The 19,142-nt window shown below is 69.6% G+C and carries 22 protein-coding genes and 4 tRNA genes; 10 read left to right on the top strand and 16 right to left on the bottom strand.

All coding sequences use genetic code 11. The features are described from left to right. Window positions 1-160: 160 nt before the first annotated feature. Complete coding sequence (gene recG / locus ACIA8E_RS00445) at window positions 161-2,371, bottom strand: ATP-dependent DNA helicase RecG (RefSeq protein ID WP_399292760.1); 2,211 nt, start codon at window positions 2,369-2,371, stop codon at window positions 161-163. Between the two features lie 107 nt (window positions 2,372-2,478). On the opposite strand from recG, the gene ACIA8E_RS00450 reads away from it, so the two are divergent. From ACIA8E_RS00450 to ACIA8E_RS00460, 3 genes are all read left to right on the top strand, one after another. Next, window positions 2,479-3,006 (top strand): hypothetical protein, encoded by a 528-nt coding sequence (locus ACIA8E_RS00450; RefSeq protein ID WP_399292762.1) that lies wholly within the window; start codon window positions 2,479-2,481, stop codon window positions 3,004-3,006. 79 nt (window positions 3,007-3,085) lie between these two features. Continuing rightward, on the top strand, window positions 3,086-3,226 hold the full coding sequence (locus tag ACIA8E_RS00455) for a hypothetical protein (protein ID WP_399292764.1): 141 nt from the start codon (window positions 3,086-3,088) through the stop codon (window positions 3,224-3,226). Between the two features lie 128 nt (window positions 3,227-3,354). After that, window positions 3,355-3,795: a VOC family protein gene (locus ACIA8E_RS00460; protein ID WP_399292766.1), complete on the top strand. Its 441-nt coding sequence runs from the start codon at window positions 3,355-3,357 to the stop codon at window positions 3,793-3,795. A gap of 240 nt (window positions 3,796-4,035) precedes the next feature. Here ACIA8E_RS00460 and ACIA8E_RS00465 read toward each other — a convergent pair whose 3' ends face one another. Beyond that, window positions 4,036-5,673, bottom strand: a complete 1,638-nt coding sequence (locus ACIA8E_RS00465) for a DAK2 domain-containing protein (protein WP_399292768.1) — start codon at window positions 5,671-5,673, stop codon at window positions 4,036-4,038. Window positions 5,674-5,931: 258 nt separating this feature from the next. Between ACIA8E_RS00465 and rpmB the strand changes: the two genes are divergently transcribed. Then, window positions 5,932-6,117, top strand: a complete 186-nt coding sequence (gene rpmB, locus ACIA8E_RS00470) for a 50S ribosomal protein L28 (RefSeq protein WP_030928661.1) — start codon at window positions 5,932-5,934, stop codon at window positions 6,115-6,117. An 83-nt stretch (window positions 6,118-6,200) separates the two neighbouring features. On the opposite strand, the gene thiD is transcribed toward rpmB, so the two are convergent. Together thiD and ACIA8E_RS00480 are read right to left on the bottom strand one after the other, a co-directional pair. Then, window positions 6,201-7,013, bottom strand: a complete 813-nt coding sequence (gene thiD, locus ACIA8E_RS00475; protein WP_399292770.1) for a bifunctional hydroxymethylpyrimidine kinase/phosphomethylpyrimidine kinase — start codon at window positions 7,011-7,013, stop codon at window positions 6,201-6,203. 42 nt (window positions 7,014-7,055) lie between these two features. After that, the gene (locus ACIA8E_RS00480; protein ID WP_093778662.1) at window positions 7,056-8,027 is read right to left on the bottom strand and encodes a thiamine-phosphate kinase; all 972 of its coding nucleotides are present in this window, start codon (window positions 8,025-8,027) and stop codon (window positions 7,056-7,058) included. A 318-nt stretch (window positions 8,028-8,345) separates the two neighbouring features. Here ACIA8E_RS00480 and ACIA8E_RS00485 point away from each other — a divergent pair, with 318 nt between their 5' ends. Then, the gene (locus tag ACIA8E_RS00485; RefSeq protein WP_030928667.1) at window positions 8,346-8,579 is read left to right on the top strand and encodes an Lrp/AsnC family transcriptional regulator; all 234 of its coding nucleotides are present in this window, start codon (window positions 8,346-8,348) and stop codon (window positions 8,577-8,579) included. Window positions 8,580-8,599: 20 nt separating this feature from the next. Further along, window positions 8,600-9,088, top strand: a complete 489-nt coding sequence (locus ACIA8E_RS00490; RefSeq protein ID WP_399292773.1) for a DUF3515 domain-containing protein — start codon at window positions 8,600-8,602, stop codon at window positions 9,086-9,088. A gap of 55 nt (window positions 9,089-9,143) precedes the next feature. Here ACIA8E_RS00490 and ACIA8E_RS00495 read toward each other — a convergent pair whose 3' ends face one another. From ACIA8E_RS00495 to ACIA8E_RS00505, 3 genes are all read right to left on the bottom strand, one after another. Continuing rightward, window positions 9,144-10,301, bottom strand: a complete 1,158-nt coding sequence (locus tag ACIA8E_RS00495) for a D-alanine--D-alanine ligase family protein (protein ID WP_399292775.1) — start codon at window positions 10,299-10,301, stop codon at window positions 9,144-9,146. A gap of 73 nt (window positions 10,302-10,374) precedes the next feature. Next, window positions 10,375-11,385, bottom strand: coding sequence for an NAD(P)H-dependent glycerol-3-phosphate dehydrogenase (locus ACIA8E_RS00500; protein WP_399292777.1), 1,011 nt, complete (start codon window positions 11,383-11,385; stop codon window positions 10,375-10,377). Next, the gene (locus ACIA8E_RS00505; protein WP_399292778.1) at window positions 11,382-12,134 is read right to left on the bottom strand and encodes a lysophospholipid acyltransferase family protein; all 753 of its coding nucleotides are present in this window, start codon (window positions 12,132-12,134) and stop codon (window positions 11,382-11,384) included. The genes ACIA8E_RS00500 and ACIA8E_RS00505 overlap by 4 nt, the downstream gene beginning before the upstream one ends. A gap of 150 nt (window positions 12,135-12,284) precedes the next feature. On the opposite strand from ACIA8E_RS00505, the gene cofC reads away from it, so the two are divergent. Together cofC and ACIA8E_RS00515 are read left to right on the top strand one after the other, a co-directional pair. Then, window positions 12,285-12,968: a 2-phospho-L-lactate guanylyltransferase gene (cofC, locus tag ACIA8E_RS00510; RefSeq protein WP_399292780.1), complete on the top strand. Its 684-nt coding sequence runs from the start codon at window positions 12,285-12,287 to the stop codon at window positions 12,966-12,968. 10 nt (window positions 12,969-12,978) lie between these two features. After that, window positions 12,979-13,182, top strand: a complete 204-nt coding sequence (locus ACIA8E_RS00515; protein WP_399292782.1) for a hypothetical protein — start codon at window positions 12,979-12,981, stop codon at window positions 13,180-13,182. A 120-nt stretch (window positions 13,183-13,302) separates the two neighbouring features. Here ACIA8E_RS00515 and ACIA8E_RS00520 read toward each other — a convergent pair whose 3' ends face one another. The 4 genes from ACIA8E_RS00520 to leuC form a co-directional block, all read right to left on the bottom strand. Next, the gene (locus ACIA8E_RS00520; protein ID WP_384103194.1) at window positions 13,303-13,968 is read right to left on the bottom strand and encodes an HU family DNA-binding protein; all 666 of its coding nucleotides are present in this window, start codon (window positions 13,966-13,968) and stop codon (window positions 13,303-13,305) included. 143 nt (window positions 13,969-14,111) lie between these two features. After that, window positions 14,112-14,339: a hypothetical protein gene (locus ACIA8E_RS00525; protein WP_030978727.1), complete on the bottom strand. Its 228-nt coding sequence runs from the start codon at window positions 14,337-14,339 to the stop codon at window positions 14,112-14,114. A 104-nt stretch (window positions 14,340-14,443) separates the two neighbouring features. Next, complete coding sequence (gene leuD, locus ACIA8E_RS00530; RefSeq protein ID WP_356643951.1) at window positions 14,444-15,037, bottom strand: 3-isopropylmalate dehydratase small subunit; 594 nt, start codon at window positions 15,035-15,037, stop codon at window positions 14,444-14,446. Between the two features lie 5 nt (window positions 15,038-15,042). After that, window positions 15,043-16,467: a 3-isopropylmalate dehydratase large subunit gene (leuC, locus tag ACIA8E_RS00535; RefSeq protein WP_399292785.1), complete on the bottom strand. Its 1,425-nt coding sequence runs from the start codon at window positions 16,465-16,467 to the stop codon at window positions 15,043-15,045. A gap of 174 nt (window positions 16,468-16,641) precedes the next feature. Between leuC and ndgR the strand changes: the two genes are divergently transcribed. Further along, window positions 16,642-17,358: an IclR family transcriptional regulator NdgR gene (gene ndgR / locus ACIA8E_RS00540; RefSeq protein WP_030928691.1), complete on the top strand. Its 717-nt coding sequence runs from the start codon at window positions 16,642-16,644 to the stop codon at window positions 17,356-17,358. 54 nt (window positions 17,359-17,412) lie between these two features. Here the strand turns inward: ndgR and ACIA8E_RS00545 are convergent, their stop codons facing one another. Further along, entirely contained in the window at window positions 17,413-17,919 is a 507-nt protein-coding gene (locus tag ACIA8E_RS00545) for a DUF4188 domain-containing protein (RefSeq protein ID WP_313939361.1), read from the bottom strand. A gap of 100 nt (window positions 17,920-18,019) precedes the next feature. On the opposite strand from ACIA8E_RS00545, the gene ACIA8E_RS00550 reads away from it, so the two are divergent. Continuing rightward, window positions 18,020-18,661 (top strand): MerR family transcriptional regulator, encoded by a 642-nt coding sequence (locus tag ACIA8E_RS00550; RefSeq protein WP_399292788.1) that lies wholly within the window; start codon window positions 18,020-18,022, stop codon window positions 18,659-18,661. A 73-nt stretch (window positions 18,662-18,734) separates the two neighbouring features. Here the strand turns inward: ACIA8E_RS00550 and ACIA8E_RS00555 are convergent. The 4 genes from ACIA8E_RS00555 to ACIA8E_RS00570 all read right to left on the bottom strand — a co-directional run bounded on the left by ACIA8E_RS00555 (window position 18,735) and on the right by ACIA8E_RS00570 (window position 19,121). Next, window positions 18,735-18,807: transfer RNA gene (locus tag ACIA8E_RS00555), tRNA-Glu, on the bottom strand. Window positions 18,808-18,831: 24 nt separating this feature from the next. Continuing rightward, window positions 18,832-18,903 (bottom strand) — tRNA-Gln (locus ACIA8E_RS00560). 12 nt (window positions 18,904-18,915) lie between these two features. Continuing rightward, a tRNA-Glu gene (locus ACIA8E_RS00565) sits at window positions 18,916-18,988 on the bottom strand. A 60-nt stretch (window positions 18,989-19,048) separates the two neighbouring features. Then, window positions 19,049-19,121: transfer RNA gene (locus ACIA8E_RS00570), tRNA-Glu, on the bottom strand. Window positions 19,122-19,142 lie beyond the last annotated feature (21 nt).

The following is a 19,142-nucleotide window of genomic DNA, read 5'->3' on the forward strand; positions in this document are numbered from 1 at the left end:
GCCCGCCGGGGTGGGGCGGGCGCCGTGCGTCCCACGATATGGCTTCGTGCCTGTCCGGGCCCGGGGGCCCCGGCGGACACGTGGGTCTCCCCCCGTCCTCAGCCGTTGTCGTCCGTCCTGTGCCTTGGCTGCCGTCTCCCCCTGCGTCCAGCCCGTGTGCTCAGCCCTTGTCGAGGTATTCCTCGCGCTCCTTGTCGAGCAGCGCGTCCAGGGCGGTGCGCAGCTCGGGCAGGTGTGTCAGCTCCGGGTCGGCGACGACGACGGCGACGGCCTCCTCGCGGGCGGCGGCGATGACCTCCTCGTCGTCGATGACGGTGAGCATCCGCAGGGACGAGCGGACACCGGACTGGGCCTGGCCGAGGACATCGCCCTCACGGCGCTGTTCGAGGTCGATCCGGGACAGTTCGAAGCCGTCGAGGGTGGCGGCGACGGAGGACAGGCGGGCGCGGGCGGGGCTCGCCTCGTGCGCCTCGCTGACCAGCAGGCAGAGGCCGGCGGCGGAGCCACGGCCGACGCGGCCGCGCAGCTGGTGGAGCTGGGAGACGCCGAACCGGTCGGCGTCCATGATCACCATCGCGGTGGCGTTGGGGACGTTCACCCCGACCTCGATGACGGTCGTCGCGACGAGGACGTCGACCTGGCCCGCGGCGAAGCGGCGCATCACGTCGTCCTTGTCGTCGGGGTTCATCCTGCCGTGCAGCACCGCGATGCGCAGACCGGCGAGGGCGCCCTTGGAGAGCTGCTCGGCGATCTCCAGCACGGCGAGCGGCGGGCGCTTGTCGCCGTCGTCCTCGGGAGGCTGCTTCTTGCCCTTCTTCTTCTCGGTCTCGTCGTCGGCGTCGTCACCGATCCGGGGGCATACGACGTACGCCTGATGGCCGTTCTCGACCTCCTCGCGGACCCGCTCCCAGGCGCGGGTGAGGAAATGCGGCTTGTCCTTGGCGGGGACGACATGGCTGGCGATCGGCGAGCGGCCGGCCGGCAGCTGGTCCAGCACGGACGTCTCCAGGTCACCGAAGACGGTCATGGCGACGGTACGGGGAATGGGTGTGGCGGTCATGACCAGCAGGTGCGGCGGCTGCTTGCCCTTGGACCGCAGGGCGTCGCGCTGCTCGACACCGAAGCGGTGCTGCTCGTCGACGACGACCAGTCCCAGGTCATGGAACTGCACCTTGTCCTCGATCAGCGCATGCGTGCCGATCACGATCCCGGCCTCGCCGGTGACCAGGTCCAGCAGCGCCTGACGGCGGGCCGCCATCCCCATGGAGCCGGTGAGCAGCACCACCTTCGTACCGAGGTCGGAGCCGCCCAGCATCCCTCCCTCGGCCAGCTCGCCCATCATTTCCGTGATGGACCGGTGGTGCTGCTGGGCCAGTACCTCGGTGGGGGCGAGCATCGCGGCCTGTCCGCCCGCGTCGACGACGGCGAGCATGGCGCGCAGCGCGACCAGCGTCTTCCCGGAACCGACCTCGCCCTGCAGCAGCCGGTGCATCGGGTGCTCGGTCGCCAGGTCGTCGAAGATCTCCTTGGAGACCTTCTCCTGGCCCTCGGTGAGGGTGAACGGCAGCTTGGCGTCGAATGCGTCGAGCAGTCCGCCGTGGGCGGGGACCCGCGCCACCGCCGGCAGCTGGGTGTCCGCGTACCTGCGGCGGGCGAGCGCGACCTGGAGGACGAACGCCTCGTCCCACTTCAGCCGGTCCCTGGCGTCGGCGACGTCCGCCTTGGTCTGCGGACGGTGGATCTTCAGCAGCGCCTCGGGCAGCGGGGTGAAGCCACGCCCCTCGCGCAGCGACGACGGCAGCGGGTCGACGGCATCCCCGGCGCTGGGCAGCACGGTGTCGACGGCCTTGGCGATCCGCCAGGAGTCGAGTTGCTTGCACGCCGGATAGATGGGCAGCAGCTTCCCGGCAAAGGCGTCCACCGCCTCCGTGGCCTCGTCGGTGTCCGTGGCGTCGAGCAGCTGGTAGGTGGGGTGGGCGAGCTGCATCTTCCGGTTGAAGACGGAGACCTTGCCCGCGAACATCGCCCGGCGTCCGGGCAGCAGCTCCTTGTGCGGCTTGTGCACGCCGTGGCCGAAGAAGACCAGCTGGAGCCGGCCGCTGCCGTCGGTGAGAGTCACCTCCAGGCGTTTGCCCCTGCCGTTGTTGAACATCATGATCCGGGCGTCGGCGACCTGGGCGACGACGGTCACATGCTCGTCCAGCGGGAGGTCGGCCAGCGCGGTCAGCTTGCCGCGCTCCTCGTACCGCCGCGGGTAGTGGTGCAGCAGATCACCGACCGTGTGCAGGTCGAGGTGTTCGGCCATCACCTTCGCGGTGGCACCGCCGAGCAGCTTCTTGAGGGGTTCGTCGAACGCAGACACGCGATCCATTGCACACCACACCACTGACAGAAGTCGCCCGCACCACCGGAATCCCCTGGTCCCAAACGCCTTCGCGCCCCTGGGACCGGTCCCCCGCTCCTCGCTCGCGATCACCCATGGGATCGCCCGACCCGCGCCGTCGCCCGTCCCTCCACCGGCGCGACGATGACATCCGAGACCTCAGCGAACTCCGCGTCCCCCGATTCGTCCTCCGGATCCTCGATCAGCTGGTGCCCGGTGCCCCGGACGAGTCGTCCGCCGAGACCGCGGTCGACGCTCTCGAGCCGGGGGGACGGGAGCTGCTCGCCTTCACCGAACCGCTGGGCGCACAGGCCGGCGTGGCCACCGGGACCGCGGAGCCGTTGGGCTTCCTCGGCGACATCGCGGCGTACCGGGGCGACGGGCCGGAAGCAGGCAAGCTGTATGCGCGGGCCGGGACCAAGGCGGCCGGACTGCCCTGGTACTCCGTCGCGTACGAGACCGAGGCCGCGCGGATCGCAGTCGAACTGCCGGACCCACGCCTGCAGCTCGCCGAAGTCCTCGCCGGCATCGACGGCACCCTGGCCGCCTCGCTGTTCGCTCCCTTGCCCCCGCACCTGCTGCACGAGGCACGACGTACCGCGCGGATCGCGGAACTTATTTAGTTGCTGAGCAACGTTTGGGGAGGGTGGCGCTACCGGAGAGCCAACGTCGGCGAATGAACGAATTGATCGGGGAGGCGCAATGCTCAAGCGCACGCTGCGAATCGTCGAGGAAGCGTTGAAAAGCGGCGACGGCACGCTGCGGCTGATCCTCTTGATGGGAGCGGCCACCTGCGCCGCACTCACCCTCGGTGGTGGCGCCTGGCTCGCGGGTCTGCTGTAGCGGCGCTGAGGCGCGATCCAGATTTTTCGGAGTTCGGCGGTCTGCGGATGTCGAGAACGTGCCACCGGCTCCGTCCCAGGGACATCAGCGGCCACCACCGGCCGCACGAGGAAGAAGGAGAAACCAGCGTGGCGATTCAGCGGATGGACAACGTCGGCATCGTCGTCGAGGACATGGATGCCGCCATCGGGTTCTTCGTGGAACTCGGTATGGAGCTGGAGGGCAGGGCGGAGGTCAAGGGCCTCTTCGCCGACCAGTGCACCGGACTCGACGGCGTCCGCTGTGACATCGCGATGGTCCGGACCCCGGACGGTCACAGCCGGCTCGAGCTGGCGAAGTACCGCAGCCCCGCGGTGATCAGCGCCGGGCCGCGCAACCGGCCGCACAACATTCTGGGCACGCACCGCGTCATGTTCGCCGTCGACGACATCGAGGACACCGTTGCCCGCCTGCGCCCTCACGGCGCCGAACTCGTCGGCGAGATCGCCCGGTTCGAGGACAGCTATCTGCTCTGCTACGTCCGCGGCCCGGAGGGCATCATCGTCGGACTGGCCGAGCAACTGCGCTGAGAAGGAGGAACCGAACCATGCAGCCGAACGAGATCGTCGAGGTTCTGAACCGCCCGATCAGCCAGGAGCTGCCGCGGCCCGTGACGTGACCCGCCTGGCCCACGTCGCCAAGGACGGAACCCCGCGCAACGTACCGATCGCCTTCACCTGGAACGGGTCGCACATCGTCATGTGTACGACGAAGAACGCGCCGGCGATAGGGACGGCGCTTCACGGGCGGCGGCGCCGCCCGTATCCGCCCTACTCCACGCCGATCAGAAGCGGCGTTCCCTGTCCGCCGCCCCGGTACACCACCGTGTCCACCGCCAGATAGCCCTCCCGCACATGCTCCTCCAGGGCGTCGGCCAAGGCGTCCGGTACGTCCTCGCCCAGTACCAAGGTGACGAGTTCGCCGCCCGCCGCCAGCATCCGGTCGATCACCGCCCGGGCCGTGCCGGGGACGTCCTCGCCGATGACCGCCACATCGCCTTCGATCAGGCCCAGGATGTCGCCGGCCTGGCAGATGCCCGCCATGGTCCAGGACTGCCGTTCGGCGACGGCCAGTTCGCCGTAGCGGGTGGCACCGGCCGCCGCGGTCATCGCCACCACGTCCTCGTCGAAGCTGCGGTCCGGTTCGTGGACGGCGAGCGCGGCGATGCCCTGGACGGCGGCCCGGGTCGGGATGAGGGCGACCCGGATGCCCTCGGTACGGGCCTGTTCGGCGGCGGCGGCCGCCGTGTGGCGCAGCTCGGCGTCGTTCGGCAGGAGCACCACCTCGCGGGCGTGCGCGCGGCGGATCGCGTCGACCAGTTCGCCGCTGGCCGGCGGCTCCCCGGGCCGGGCGAGCACGGTGGTCGCACCGGCTTCCGAGCAGAGGCCGGAGAGCCCGGGGCCGGGGACCACGACGACGACACCGCGCTGCGCGGGCTCGCTGTGGTGCAGGTGGACCCGGTCGGCGCCGAAGTGGGTGATCCGGATCCGGTACGGCCGGCCGGCCTCGACCCCGGCCTCCACCGCCGCACCCGCGTCGTCGACATGGACGTGGACGTTCCACAGCCCGTCTCCGCCGACCACGACGAGCGAGTCACCCAGCCCGTCGAGCCGGGTCCGCAGCCGGTCGACCGCGTCCTCCGCGGCCTCCAGCAGATAGATCACCTCGAAGGCGGGGCCGTCCTGCGGTCCGCCCGCCGCGCAGTCGTCGGCCGCGGCAGTGGTCACGGGGGCGATGTCGGGGGCCACCCAGGTGCCGTGTCGGGGTGTCTCGCCGGAGACCGCTTCGACGAGCGCCTCGAGAACGGTCACCAGGCCCCGTCCTCCGGCGTCCACGACGCCCGCCCGCCCGAGGACGGCCAGTTGTCCGGGGGTCTCGTCCAGCGCCGTGCGCGCCCCCTCGTACGCCGCCTGCACGACCGCCTGCGCACTCGGGTCGCCCGCCGTGCGCCCGGCGGCCTCGGCGGCGGCGGTGGCCACCGTCAGCACCGTGCCCTCGACGGGGTGGGCGACGGCCTGCCTGGCTGCGGTCGCGGCCCGGGTCAGCGCGAGCCGCAGATGATCCGCGTCGTGCCCGTCGGCCAGCACCCCCGCCATGCCGCGCAGCAACTGTGCCAGGATCGTGCCGGAGTTCCCGCGGGCGCCGATCAGCGCCCCGTGCGCCATGGCCCGTACGGCATCGGCGAGAGCGGGCACGGACGCGCCGGTCTCGTGCGCGGCGAAGACCGCTTCGACGGCTCCTGCCGCGGACTCCACCGTCAGATAGAGGTTTGTCCCGGTGTCCCCGTCCGCGACGGGATACACATTGATCGCGTCGATCGCCGCACGCTCCCGGCCCAGTGCCTCCAGGGCGAGCGAGCACCAGGTACGCACCGCGCCGGCGTCCATGTCGTCGGCGGTCTGCGGCACGTGGTGTTCCTCCTGGAGAGCGGCCGTGGGCTGCTGGCTGAACCGCAGAGTAGTCCGGCCCGGTGGGCCCGGCAGGGACAGGGGCGGGGCGGACGGCGGCGAAACCCATGGTAGTTTCGTTCTACCGACGCAGCCGTTGTATGCTGCTTCGGTTGCCCGATGAGAGTCGGGCCATTCCTCCGGTACCGCCACTTCAGTCAAATGATTCCGGCGCGCCGGAATTCACTGTAAGTGCATCTGAAGTCTTTGGAGTGACCCGTGGCTGCCAACTGCGACGTCTGCGGCAAGGGGCCGGGCTTCGGCAACAACATTTCGCACTCGCACCGCCGTACGTCCCGTCGCTGGAATCCCAACATCCAGCGCGTGCGTGCCGTGGTCGGTCGGACGCCGAAGCGGCTCAACGTCTGCACCTCGTGCATCAAGGCCGGCAAGGTCGCGCGCTGACGTTCCCGTCGTAGCGCAGCCTTCCGGTTGCCCAAAAAGCCGGTCCACCTCGGTGGACCGGCTTTTTGCTGTGCGCCGGGCTTCTACAGCCGCCACCCGTGGTCGACGGGGCCGATCCCGGTGCCCAGCGGGAAGCCGGCCGCGATCGCCCCGGTGACGTACTCCTTCGCTGCCCGTACCGCCGTCGGCACGTCCTGTCCCCTGGCCAGTCCGCAGGCGATCGCGGAGGCCAGGGTGCAGCCCGTGCCATGGGTGTGCCGGTTGTCGTGCCGGGGGGCACGCAGCCAGTGCTCCTCGGTGCCGTCCGTGAGCAGGTCGACCGGTTCGCCGGGCAGATGCCCGCCCTTGATGACGACCCAGCGCGGTCCGTGTCCGAGGATCTCCGCGGCGGCCCGACGCATTCCGGGCTCGTCCGTGACGGTCACTCCGGTGAGCTGTGTCACCTCGTCCAGGTTGGGGGTCGCCACCGTCGCGACCGGCAGGAGCTTCTGCCGTACGGAATCGAGAGCCTCGGCGGCCAGCAGCGGATCGCCGTGCTTGGAGACCCCGACCGGGTCGACGACGACCGGGGCGCCGGTCGCCGCAAGAAGTGCGGCGACGGTCTCCACGAGTGCGGCCGACGCCAGCATGCCGGTCTTCACCGCCTGGACCCCGATGTCGTCGACGACGCTGCGGTACTGGGCCCGGACAGCCTCCACGGGCAGCTCCCAAGCGCCCTGGACACCCAGCGAATTCTGCGCCGTCACTGCGGTGATCACGCTCATGCCGTGCACGCCGTGCGCCAGCATCGTCTTCAGATCGGCCTGAATGCCCGCACCGCCGCCGGAATCGGATCCGGCGACGGTGAGTACACGAGGTGGTACGAGCGGTGCGGCGGGGGATGCAGATATGGGCATACCCCGAAATCTACTCCGGGCGCCGGAGCTGCCCGGCGCCCCCTAGTGGGCGTCCTCGATGCCACCGAAGTGGTCCCAGCCGCCCTTGCTGGTCCAGGGCGCCCCGTCGACCGTCACCTGGGGCAGCGCCGACGGGTTGAGGACCTCGCCGATCACCTTCCAGCGGGCGGGCAGCTTCACGTCCGCCGGGAACGTGGCGACGATCGCGTGGTCCTCTCCCCCGGTGAGCACCCACTGCAGTGGATCCACACCGACCGCCTGGCCGATGTCGGACATCTGCGAGGGGATGTCGATGAGACCGGAGCGCAGATCGATCCGGACCTTGCTGGCCTCGGCGATGTGCCCGAGGTCGGCGACGAGCCCGTCGCTGACGTCCGTCATGGCGGTGGCGCCGAGCCCGGCGGCCGCGGGGCCCGCGTGGTACGGCGGTTCGGGGCGCCGGTGGGCCTCGACGAAGGCGCGCGGCGAGCGGAAACCACGGGAGAGCACCGCGTACCCGGCGGCGGACCAGCCGAGCCAGCCGGTGACGGCGACGACGTCGCCGGGGCGGGCGCCGGCCCGGGTGACCGGTTCGTGGTTGCGCAGATCGCCGAGTGCCGTGATCGCGACGGTGATGGTCTCCCCGCCGACCACGTCACCGCCGACCACGGCCGCCCCCGCGACCTGGCATTCGTCACGGATGCCGTCCATCAGCTCGCCGGCCCAGGTGACCGGGAGTTCGGCGGGGACGACCAGGCCGAGCAGCAACGCGGTGGGCACGGCGCCCATGGCGGCGATGTCGGCGAGATTCTGCGCGGCGGCCTTGCGCCCGACGTCGTACGCCGTCGACCAGTCGCGGCGGAAGTGCCGTCCCTCCAACAGGATGTCGGTACTGGCCACGACCCTGCGGTCGGGAGCGGCCACGACCGCGGCGTCGTCGCCGGGTCCGAGCCGTACCGCCGGGGTGGTGGTGAGGCGGGAAGTGAGCTCCCTGATGAGCCCGAACTCCCCCAACTCGCCCACGGTTCCCTTCACCGAGTCTCACCTCTCGTCTATCGCGCCGGACGGGCGTCCGGCCTGGATCGGCGGCCGGGGGCCGGGACCGTGGCCCAGCCGTCGGATGCAGTCTGCTCCGGTTGTCGCCGGCATGCCTGTCCCCCATCCGGACCGCTGCACTTGCGGTCGCGAGCCGTCACTGCTGTCGGTACTGTCAAGAGATACGTCAACCGCTGCCATCCGTACGCCACGCGGTGGGACGTCATCCGGTCCGCAGGTCTCCCCGCGGCCCGCGGCAACGCGATACCGTGGCGTCTCTTTCCCCCACATGATCCTCGTGGCCGCCCTGGAGGTTCCGTGGTACAGGCGTACATCCTTATTCAGACCGAGGTGGGCAAGGCGTCGACCGTCGCCGAGACCATCACGAAAATCCCGGGAGTGATCCAGGCAGAGGACGTCACCGGCCCCTACGACGTGATTGTGCGTGCGCAGGCCGACACAGTCGATGAACTCGGACGCATGGTGGTCGCCAAGGTCCAGCAGGTGGAAGGCATCACCAGAACCTTGACCTGCCCGGTCGTTCATCTGTAGCCCCCTTATACGCTGGGCCGGTGACGTCTCTCCGCCCCCGGCTTCGCCGCCCCGTGTTCCTCGGCCCGTCCGCTGCCGTTCTGCTGCTGGCCGCGGCGGGCTGCACCACCACGGACACCCATGCGTCGATCACGGTTCCCACCCCGACGCCGGAAGCCGCAGCCTACTGCCGTGCACTGCACAAGGAGCTGCCGAAAACCGTCGCCGGACAGGAGCGCAACGACCCCGGGCCGAAGTCGGAGCTGACCGCCGGCTGGGGGGACGGGGCGATCGTACTGCGCTGCGGCGTCGACCGGCCCGCAAAGATGGACGATCCGATGTCGAAGGGGACCCAGGCGGACGGCGTCAACTGGCTGCTGGAGCAGCCGGAGGACGCCGGTCCGCGCTTCACCACCACCTATCGCAAGGCGTATGTCGAGGTGTCGCTCTCGACGGCGTACGCACATGACATGAGCCCGCTGGCGGCGTTCGCCGCAGCCGTCAAGAAGACGGTCCCCAGCAGTATCTAGAGAGTGTCCGCGCAGTCCGGCCCGGCGCCTGCGCGCACATCCGGCCCGGCGCTTCTCAGCGCAGGCCGGTCGGGCGGGTCAATGCCGCCTGGATCAGCCGGTCCACCAGCTCCTGGTAGCTCACGCCGCTCTCCTGCCACATCCGCGGGTACATGGAGATCGGGGTGAAGCCCGGCAGCGTATTGATCTCGTTGATCACGAAGCTGCCGTCCTCGGTGAGGAAGAAGTCGGCGCGTACCAGGCCCTCGCAGGACGCCGCCTCGAAGGCTTCGACCGCGAGCCGCTGGACCTCGGTCGTCTGCTCCTCGGTCAGCGGGGCGGGCACGATCCCGGACGCCGAGTCGATGTACTTGGCCTCGAAGTCGTAGAAGTCGTGCGCGGTGACCGGCGGAATCTCGGCGGGCACGCTGGCGCGCGGTCCGTCCTCGAACTCCAGCACCCCGCACTCGATCTCGCGGCCCCGCAGCAGCGACTCGACCAGAAACTTGGGGTCGTGGCGACGGGCCTCCTCGATCGCCTCGTCGAGGCCGGAGAGGTCGTCGACCTTGGTGATACCGATGGACGAACCTGCCCGGGCGGGCTTGATGAAGAGCGGCCAGCCGTGCTCACCGGCGAAGTCCACGATGCGCTTGCGGGCACCGGAGCGGTCGGTGTCCCACTCACGGGGGCGGATCACGACGTACGGACCGACGGGCAGCCCGAACGAGGTGAACACCCGCTTCATGTACTCCTTGTCCTGGCCGACCGCCGAGGCGAGCACACCGGCGCCCACGTACGGCACCCCGGACAGTTCCAGCAGCCCCTGGAGGGTGCCGTCCTCGCCGTACGGGCCGTGCAGGACGGGGAAGACGACGTCGACCTCGCCGAGCGCCTTCGGGACCGAGCCGGGCTCGCTGTAGACCACCTCACGGCTGCCGGGGTCGACGGAGAGCACCACGCCGCCCTCGCTGGACTCGGCCAGTTGTGCCACGTCCGGCATCTTCCGGTCGGTGATGGCCATCCGCTCGGGCTCGTCGGCGGTGAGCGCCCAGCGGCCGTCCGTCGTGATGCCGATCGGCAGGACGTCGTACTTCGTCCGGTCGATGGCGTTCAGGACGGCACCTGCGGTGACGACCGAAATGCCGTGTTCGGAGCTGCGGCCGCCGAACACGACGGCCACACGCGGCTTGCGGAGCTGCTGCTCCGGGCTCTGGGGGAGGTTCTCGCTGCTCATATCGCGTTGAGCGTACCTGCTGGTGCGGGTCACGTCAGCGTCCCCGGGGCCGACCTGCGTACGGAGCAGCCGCTCAGTGGCGCTCGGCCTTCGCGCTGCGCGACATCAGCTCGCCCAGTGCGACCATCGGCGGCTTGCCCTCGTGGACGATGGAGACGACCGTCTCCGTGATGGGCATGTCGACCCCGTGCCGGCGTGCCAGATCGAGCACCGATTCACAGGACTTGACGCCTTCGGCCGTCTGCTTGGTGACGGCGATGGTCTCTTCCAGCGTCATGCCGCGGCCGAGGTTGGTGCCGAAGGTGTGGTTGCGCGACAGCGGCGAGGAGCAGGTCGCCACCAGGTCGCCCAGGCCCGCGAGTCCGGAGAACGTCAGCGGGTCGGCGCCCATGGCGAGGCCGAGCCGAGTGGTCTCGGCGAGGCCGCGGGTGATGAGCGAGCCCTTGGCGTTGTCGCCGAGGCCCATCCCGTCTGCGATGCCGACGGCGAGACCGATGACGTTCTTGACCGCGCCGCCGAGCTCGGCGCCGACCACATCGGTGATGGTGTACGGGCGGAAGTACGAGGTGTGGCAGGCGGCCTGGAGGCGACGGGCCACCGACTCGTCCTGGCAGGCGACGACGGCCGCGGCGGGGCGGCGTTCGGCGATCTCCTTGGCCAGATTGGGGCCGGTGATGACGGCGATGCGGTCCGCGGGGACCTTGGTGACGTCCTCGATGACCTCGCTCATCCGCTCGGCGGTGCCGAGTTCGACGCCCTTCATCAGCGAGACGAGAACGGTGTCCGGACCCAGGTGCGGGGCCCAGTCGGCAAGGTTGGCGCGCAGCGTCTGCGACGGCACGACGAGCACGGCGAAGTCGGCGCCGCGCAGCGCCTCCGCGGCGTCGGTGGTGGCCCTGATGGAGTCGGGGAGTTCAATTCCCGGCAGATAGTCGGGGTTGGTACGGGTCGTGTTGACCGCCTCGACGAGCTCGGCGCGACGGCCCCACAGAGTGACCTCGCAACCGGCGTCGGCGAGGATCATGCCGAAGGCCGTACCCCATGAGCCGGTTCCGAAGACGGCTGCTTTTACGGGGTGCGTCACTTGGGTCCCTTTCCTTCGGCCTTGCGCCGCTGTTCGGCACGCGCCTTGCGGTGGTCGTAGAGCTCGGCGGGGGCCTTCTCGCCGCGTACGACTTCGAGCTGGGCGGTGACCGCGGCCATGATGACCTCGGTCGCCTCACGCAGGACGTCGGGCGTCGGCTCCTCGTCGTAGAACCGGGAGAGGTCGACGGGCGGTCCGGCCTGCACCTGCAGTGTCTTGCGGGGGAAGAGCCGGAGCTTGTTCTCCTTGGCGTACGGCGGCATCGCGAGGTTGGCGCCCCACTGCGCGACGGGGATGACCGGGGCCTTCGTCATCAATGCGACGCGGGCGGCACCGGTCTTGCCGGCCATCGGCCACATGTCGGGGTCGCGGGTGAGCGTGCCCTCCGGGTAAAAGGCGACACATTCACCGCGCTCGATGGCGTCGACGGCGGCCCGGAAAGCGTCCAGCGCATTGGTCGTCTCGCGGTACACGGGGATCTGCCCGGTGCCGCGCAGGATCATTCCGACAAAGGGAGTCTTGAAGAGGCCCGCCTTGGCGAGAAGCCGCGGCACCCGGCCGGTGTTGTACTGGAAGTGACCGTAGGAAAGCGGGTCCAGATACGAGTTGTGGTTGACCGCAGTGATGAATCCGCCGTCGGCCGGGATGTGTTCCATTCCCCGCCAGTCACGCTTGAACAGAACCACCAGCGGCGGTTTTGCGATGGCCGCCGCCAGGCGGTACCAGAAGCCGATTCTGCGGCGGGACACTCGGACACCTTCCTCTACGGACCTGACGTGCTGCCTGACTGTGGGCGGCCAATTGTGACCCCAGGCCCCTGCTCTGTCGAGAACACGGTACGCCCCGCCTCCGGGACCGACCCTCCGGGTTGTCGCACCCGCAGGCGAGAATGAGCGGCGATGTGCATCGAAGGGGAGATCGCCACGAACACCGACCCGACCGGCCTGTGGTCCCTGGTCGTCCCGTTGAAGCCGCTGACACAGGGCAAGAGCAGGCTCACGGGGGCGGCCGGCGTCATGCTGCGCCCCCGGCTCGCCCTGGCCTTCGCGCAGGACACCGTGGCTGCCGCGCTCTCCTGCCGGGCCGTACGGGATGTGGTGGTCGTCACGGACGACCCGGTGGCCGCGGCCGCGCTCGCGGCGCTCGGGGCGCGCTCCGTTCCCGACGAACCGGCCGCCGGGCTCAACGCCGCACTCGTCCACGGCGAGCGGGCGGTGCGCGACCGGCGGCCCGCCGCGGCGGTCGCGGCGCTGAACGCGGATCTGCCCGCACTGCGCCCCGCGGAATTGGCCCGGGTCCTCGATTTCGCAGCCGAATTTCCTCGCGCATTTGTTACGGATGCGACGGGAATCGGCACGACATTTCTTTCGGCTTCATCCGGGGTGGAATTGCGTCCGGCTTTCGGCGGCCCGTCCAGGGCCCGGCATCTCGCCTCCGGCGCGGTGGAAATCACATCGGCCGGCATCGATTCGGTCCGCCAGGACGTGGACACCGGCGACGATCTGCGGGCGGCCGTGCGCCTCGGGGTGGGCCCGCACACGGCGGACCGCTGGCCCGCGGGCGTGCCCGCGCGGGACCGATAGGCTGCCGTTCATGCAGGCGACCTCGTACACGTACGACCCCGAGACCCGCACCGGCAGTGTGCTGCTCGACGACGGCACCCCGGTGGAATTCGACGCCCCGGCCTTCGACGCGGGCGGCCTGCGGCTGCTGCGCCCCGGGCAGCGGGTGCGGATCGAGATCGCGGGCGAGGGTGCGGACCGGCGGATCACCCTGGTGACGCTGCAGACGTTCTGAAGGGCGCCTCGGACCACCGGGTCCCCTCCGGCAGTGAGCCGGGCCCCGAACAGCCCGCGGGCCGGGCTCCCCGTGGGGAGCCCGGCCCGGCGCGTGTGAGTAGCCCTGCGCTGCTCGGTCTCACTTCTTCCGCGCGACAGCCTTCTTGGCCGTGGTCTTGCGCGCCGTGGTCTTCTTCGCGGGCGCCTTCTTCGCCGTGGCCTTCTTGGCGGGCGCGGTCTTGCTGGCGACGGTCTTCTTGACGGCCGTGGTCTTCTTCGCCGCCGCGGCCGTGGTCTTCTTCGCCGGCGTGGTCTTCTTGGCCGCCGCGGTGGTCTTCTTCGCGGTGGTCTTCTTGGCGGCGGTGGTCTTCGCCGCGGTCACCGCCTTCTTGGCGGTGGCCTTCTTCGCCGTGGCCTTCTTGGCGGTGGCCTTCTTGGCGGCGGCCTTCGTGGTCGTACGGGTGGAAGCACCGCCCGAGAGGCTGCCCTTGGGCGCCTTCTTCACGGCCACATCGTGCTTGGGGAGCTTCTTCGAGCCGCTCACCAGGTCCTTGAAGCCCTGTCCCGCACGGAAGCGGGGCACCGAGGTCTTCTTGACCCGTACGCGCTCACCCGTCTGCGGGTTGCGGGCGTAGCGAGCCGGGCGGTCGACCTTCTCGAACGAGCCGAAGCCGGTGACCGAGACACGGTCCCCGGCGACAACGGCACGGACGATCGCGTCGAGTACCGCGTCGACAGCGTCTGCGGCCTGCTGGCGGCCGCCGACCTTGTCGGCAATCGCTTCTACGAGCTGCGCCTTGTTCACGTCTTCCCCTTCGGAGACATTGCCAGAACGAAAGTGTTCAAGCGTTTTCGCACGTTAGGCAGATATATACCGCAAATCAAACACGAAACGGGCTAATCACCCTAGTGCCGCAACGAAGTCGACCGCTGCGCAGTTCCGCAGAGTCAGTCACCTTCGGGGAATCGGCCCTCATCGAGGTCCTTCATCAACCGGTCCAGACGCCTTGCCGCATCCGGTAGATCGTGCTTCGCCGCGGCCGTGACGACCAACAGCTTCCGGGACAGCGCCATCCTTACGCCCTCCGGGACTTGCAGTGCGCGCACTCTTGCGTGCGCTTCCTTCAATTGGTCGGCGACTTGGCCGTAAAGCTTGAGTTGGCTGTCGCGTTCCATGCACCGATTGTGCCATCTGGGGCGAGTTGTCGCCCGACGGGGTCTCAACAAGCGACTGCGCCCTCTACCAGAAGGCAGAGGGCGCAGTACTGGAAACGCGCTGCTCAGGCGTTAATTGTACGTGGCTTGAAGGTCGGCCTTACCGCCTCATAAGTCGCGATGTCCGCTTCGTTCTGAAGGGTGAGGCTGATGTCGTCCAGCCCGTTCAGCAGTCGCCAGCGGGCGTTCTCGTCGAGCTCGAAGTCGGCGGTGATGCCCTCGGCGCGGACCTGGCGCTCCTCCAGGTCCACAGTGATCTCGGCCTTCGGGTCGGCCTCGGTCAGCTCCCAGAGCGCGTCGACCACCTTCTGGTCGAGCACCACGGTCAGCAGGCCGTTCTTCAGCGAGTTGCCGCGGAAGATGTCGGCGAACCGGGAGGAGATGACGGCCTTGAAACCGTAGTTCTGCAGGGCCCAGACGGCGTGTTCGCGGGACGAGCCGGTACCGAAGTCGGGACCTGCCACCAAGACCGTGGCGCCGTCCCGCTCGGGGCGGTTGAGGACGAAGTTCCCATCCTTGCGCCAGGCCTCGAAGAGTCCGTCCTCGAAGCCGTCGCGGGTGACCTTCTTCAGCCAGTGGGCGGGGATGATCTGGTCGGTGTCGACGTTGCTGCGGCGCAGCGGGACGGCCCGGCCGGTGTGTGCGGTGAAAGCTTCCATGATTCTCAGACTCCGGCGGACGTACGGGCGTCGGACAGGTCGGCCGGCGAGGCCAGGTGGCCCAGCACGGCGGTGGCGGCGGCGACCTGCGGGGAGACCAGGTGCGTACGGCCGCCCTTGCCCTGCCGGCCCTCGAAGTTACGGTTCGAGGTCGAGGCTGAGCGCTCGCCGGGGGCCAGCTGGTCGGGGTTCATACCGAGACACATCGAGCAACCCGCGTGCCGCCATTCGGCGCCGGCCGCGGTGAAGACCTTGTCCAGGCCTTCCTCGACAGCCTGCAGAGCGACCCGGACCGAACCGGGGACGACCAGCATCCGTACGCCGTCGGCGACTTTGCGGCCGTCCAGGATCGAGGCCGCGTTACGCAGGTCCTCGATGCGGCCGTTGGTGCAGGAGCCTACGAAGACGGTGTCGACGTCGATCTCGCGCAGCGGCTGCCCGGCGGTCAACCCCATGTATTCCAGGGCCTTTTCGGCGGCGTTCCGCTCCGAGGCGTCCTCGTACGAAGCGGGGTCGGGGACGTTCGCCGACAGGGGCGCACCCTGACCGGGGTTGGTGCCCCAGGTGACGAACGGGGCCAGTTCTGCGGCGTCGATGACGACCTCGGCGTCGAAGACCGCGTCCTCGTCCGTGCGCAGCGTCTTCCAATACGCGACGGCGGCGTCCCAGTCCTCGCCCTGCGGGGCGTGGTCGCGGCCCTTCAGGTAGTCGAACGTGGTGTCGTCCGGGGCGATCATGCCCGCCCGGGCGCCCGCCTCGATCGACATGTTGCAGATGGTCATCCGGGCTTCCATCGAGAGCTTCTCGATGGCGGAGCCGCGGTATTCGAGGATGTAGCCCTGGCCGCCGCCGGTGCCGATCCGGGTGATGATCGCGAGGATCAGGTCCTTGGCCGTCACGTCGTCGGGCAGTTCGCCGTCGATGGTGATCGCCATCGTCTTCGGACGGGCCAGCGGCAGCGTCTGGGTGGCCAGCACGTGCTCGACCTGGCTGGTGCCGATGCCGAATGCCAGCGCGCCGAACGCGCCGTGCGTGGAGGTGTGGGAGTCGCCGCAGACGACCGTGGTGCCGGGCTGGGTCAGCCCCAGCTGCGGGCCGACCACGTGCACGACGCCCTGCTCGACGTCGCCCAGCGGGTGCAGCCGTACGCCGAACTCCGCGCAGTTCTTGCGCAGCGTCTCCAACTGGGCGCGGGAGACCGGGTCGGCGATGGGCTTGTCGATGTCGAGGGTCGGGGTGTTGTGATCCTCGGTGGCGATGGTGAGGTCGAGGCGCCGCACCCGGCGTCCGGCCTGACGGAGGCCGTCGAAGGCCTGCGGGCTGGTCACCTCGTGCAGCAGGTGCAGATCGATGAAGAGGAGGTCGGGCTCACCTTCGGCGCGCCGGACGACATGGTCGTCCCAGACCTTCTCCGCGAGTGTCCTACCCATCGCTTTCCCTCCGGCCGGCATCCTCGCCGGCCCAACTAGAGATTCGGTGCGCCACCGTCCGGACCCCCGTGCGGGGCGGTGGCTTCGGGCCGTTGTGTGGCCGCCCCTACAGGTTCGCAACTTCTGCCGAAAATTGAACTTGCGTTTCACAGAGTGAGACGCGAGTATCGTCGTATGGACAACTCTAGCGGCGTCGGCGTTCTCGACAAGGCAGCTCTGGTATTGAGCGCCCTGGAGTCCGGTCCGGCCACCCTCGCCGGGCTGGTCGCGGCGACCGGGCTCGCACGACCCACGGCCCATCGACTGGCCGTGGCACTGGAACACCACCGGATGGTGGCGAGGGACATGCAGGGCCGTTTCATCCTCGGCCCGCGGCTGGCGGAGCTCGCGGCCGCGGCCGGCGAGGACCGCCTGCTGGCGACGGCCGGCCCGGTGCTCACACACCTGCGCGACATCACCGGCGAGAGCGCGCAGCTCTACCGCAGGCAGGGCGACATGCGGATCTGCGTGGCGGCCGCGGAGCGGCTGTCCGGACTGCGGGACACCGTGCCGGTCGGCTCCACACTCACCATGAAGGCCGGCTCGTCGGCCCAGATCCTGATGGCCTGGGAGGAGCCGGAGCGCCTGCACCGCGGCCTCCAGGGCGCCCGCTTCACGGCGACGGCGCTCTCCGGCGTCCGGCGGCGCGGCTGGGCCCAGTCGATCGGCGAGCGGGAGCCGGGCGTCGCCTCGGTCTCGGCGCCGGTGCGCGGCCCGTCGAACCGGGTGGTCGCCGCCGTCTCGGTCTCCGGACCGATCGAGCGGCTGACCCGTCACCCGGGCCGGATGCACGCCCAGGCGGTCATCGACTCGGCCGCGCGGCTGAGCGAGGCCCTGCGCCGCAACGGCTGACGTACTCGTTCTCCCCTGATCCGAAAGGCCGCCCCAGCGTCGTGGCGGCCCCGCTCAGCCCTTCCGCTCCGTGACCGAGCGATGCGCGAGACGATCCGCCGCGCGACGGCCCCGCCCCTCGACGGGCAGCACGCCGGTCACCGCAGCCAGCCCGTACGGCGGCATGTCGGCGTAGATCGATTCGTACGAACCCTCGGGCGCGATATACGTCTCATGCCACAGCCCCACGTGCTGCCTGGACTTCTTCTCCTTGCGGTTCATCATCGCCCAGGCCTTGCGGTGGAACATGTCGGGAGCGCTCGCGTACGCGTACAGCTTCTCCTTCGACTCCCAGTACTGGACGACGTAGTACGTCCTCGGCGAACCGGTCAGCAGCGTGTAGCCGAGCAGTCCGCGACTCCTGTCCCGGCTCAACTCCCGCAGCATGCGCGGCATTGCGGCGAGGACCGGCAGCCAGTGGTGCACGCCCCAGAAGTGGTTGATGCGCATCCCGATGAGCAGCACGACCACCTCCCCCTCAGCGGCCGCGGTCGTCCGCCCCGGTATCGGCTTCGCAAACATGCAGTGCCCCCTGATTCTCTTGGCGACCATTGGAGAGCGTCACTATCCAATGGTTGGATAGTGGCACTGCCCAAGGGGTGGCGCAAGGAAAGGCCCGGACATGCGACTGTCGGAACTGAGCAAGCGGAGCGGCGTCACGACCGCGACGATCAAGTACTACCTGCGTGAGGGGCTGCTGCCGCCCGGTGAACGCGTCAGCGCGACCCAGGCCGAGTACGACGAGAGCCATCTGCGCCGGCTCCGTCTGGTGCGGGCACTGATCCAGGTCGGCCGCCTTCCGGTGGCAACGGCCCGCGAAGTACTGGCACATGTCGACGACGAGTCCCTCGGCCGGACGATCCGCCTCGGCGCGGCGCTGTGGTCCCTGCCGCACGGCCCCGAGCCGGACGAGGAGACCCCGGAGACGGCCGTGGCACGCCACGAGGTCGACCGGCTTCTCGACCGGCTCGGCTGGGCGTTCGTGCAGGATCTCGGCTCACTGGACCCCGTACATCGCGCACTGGTCGCATCGATGGCCACCCTCATCCGGCTCGGCTATCCCTGTGACATCGAGTACTTGGCGGAGCAGGCCCGCCTGATGGAGCAAGTGGCCGTCCACGACCTGGACATGATGGAGTCCTATCCGGCGGGCGCGCAGCAGGTGGAGATGGCGGTCGCCTCGGTGGTGCTCTACGAGCCGCTGCTGCTGGCGCTGCGCAGGCTGGCCCAGGAGGAGGAGTCGGCCCGGCGGTACGGCCTCTGAACACAACGGGTCCCGGGCATACGACCAAGGGCCCTTCACCGAAGTGAAGGGCCCTTGGTTTTCCGCTCTGTTGTACCCCCGACCGGATTCGAACCGGCGCTACTGCCGTGAGAGGGCAGCGTGCTAGGCCGCTACACAACGGGGGCGTGTTTTACAGATGAAGCTCTGCGCTGGGCTACCAGGACTCGAACCTAGAATGACGGTACCAGAAACCGTAGTGTTGCCAATTACACCATAGCCCATGGTGTTACAAGTACCCCCGACCGGATTCGAACCGGCGCTACTGCCGTGAGAGGGCAGCGTGCTAGGCCGCTACACAACGGGGGCCCTAGCGATCCTGCATCGAAATCGTGGGTGCGACCCAAATGATCTCGCGGGAAGGATCTGTACCCCCGACCGGATTCGAACCGGCGCTACTGCCGTGAGAGGGCAGCGTGCTAGGCCGCTACACAACGGGGGCGTGTTTTACAGATGAAGCTCT

The organism is Streptomyces sp. NPDC051664 (genome assembly GCF_044453545.1).
GTDB lineage: Bacteria > Actinomycetota > Actinomycetes > Streptomycetales > Streptomycetaceae > Streptomyces.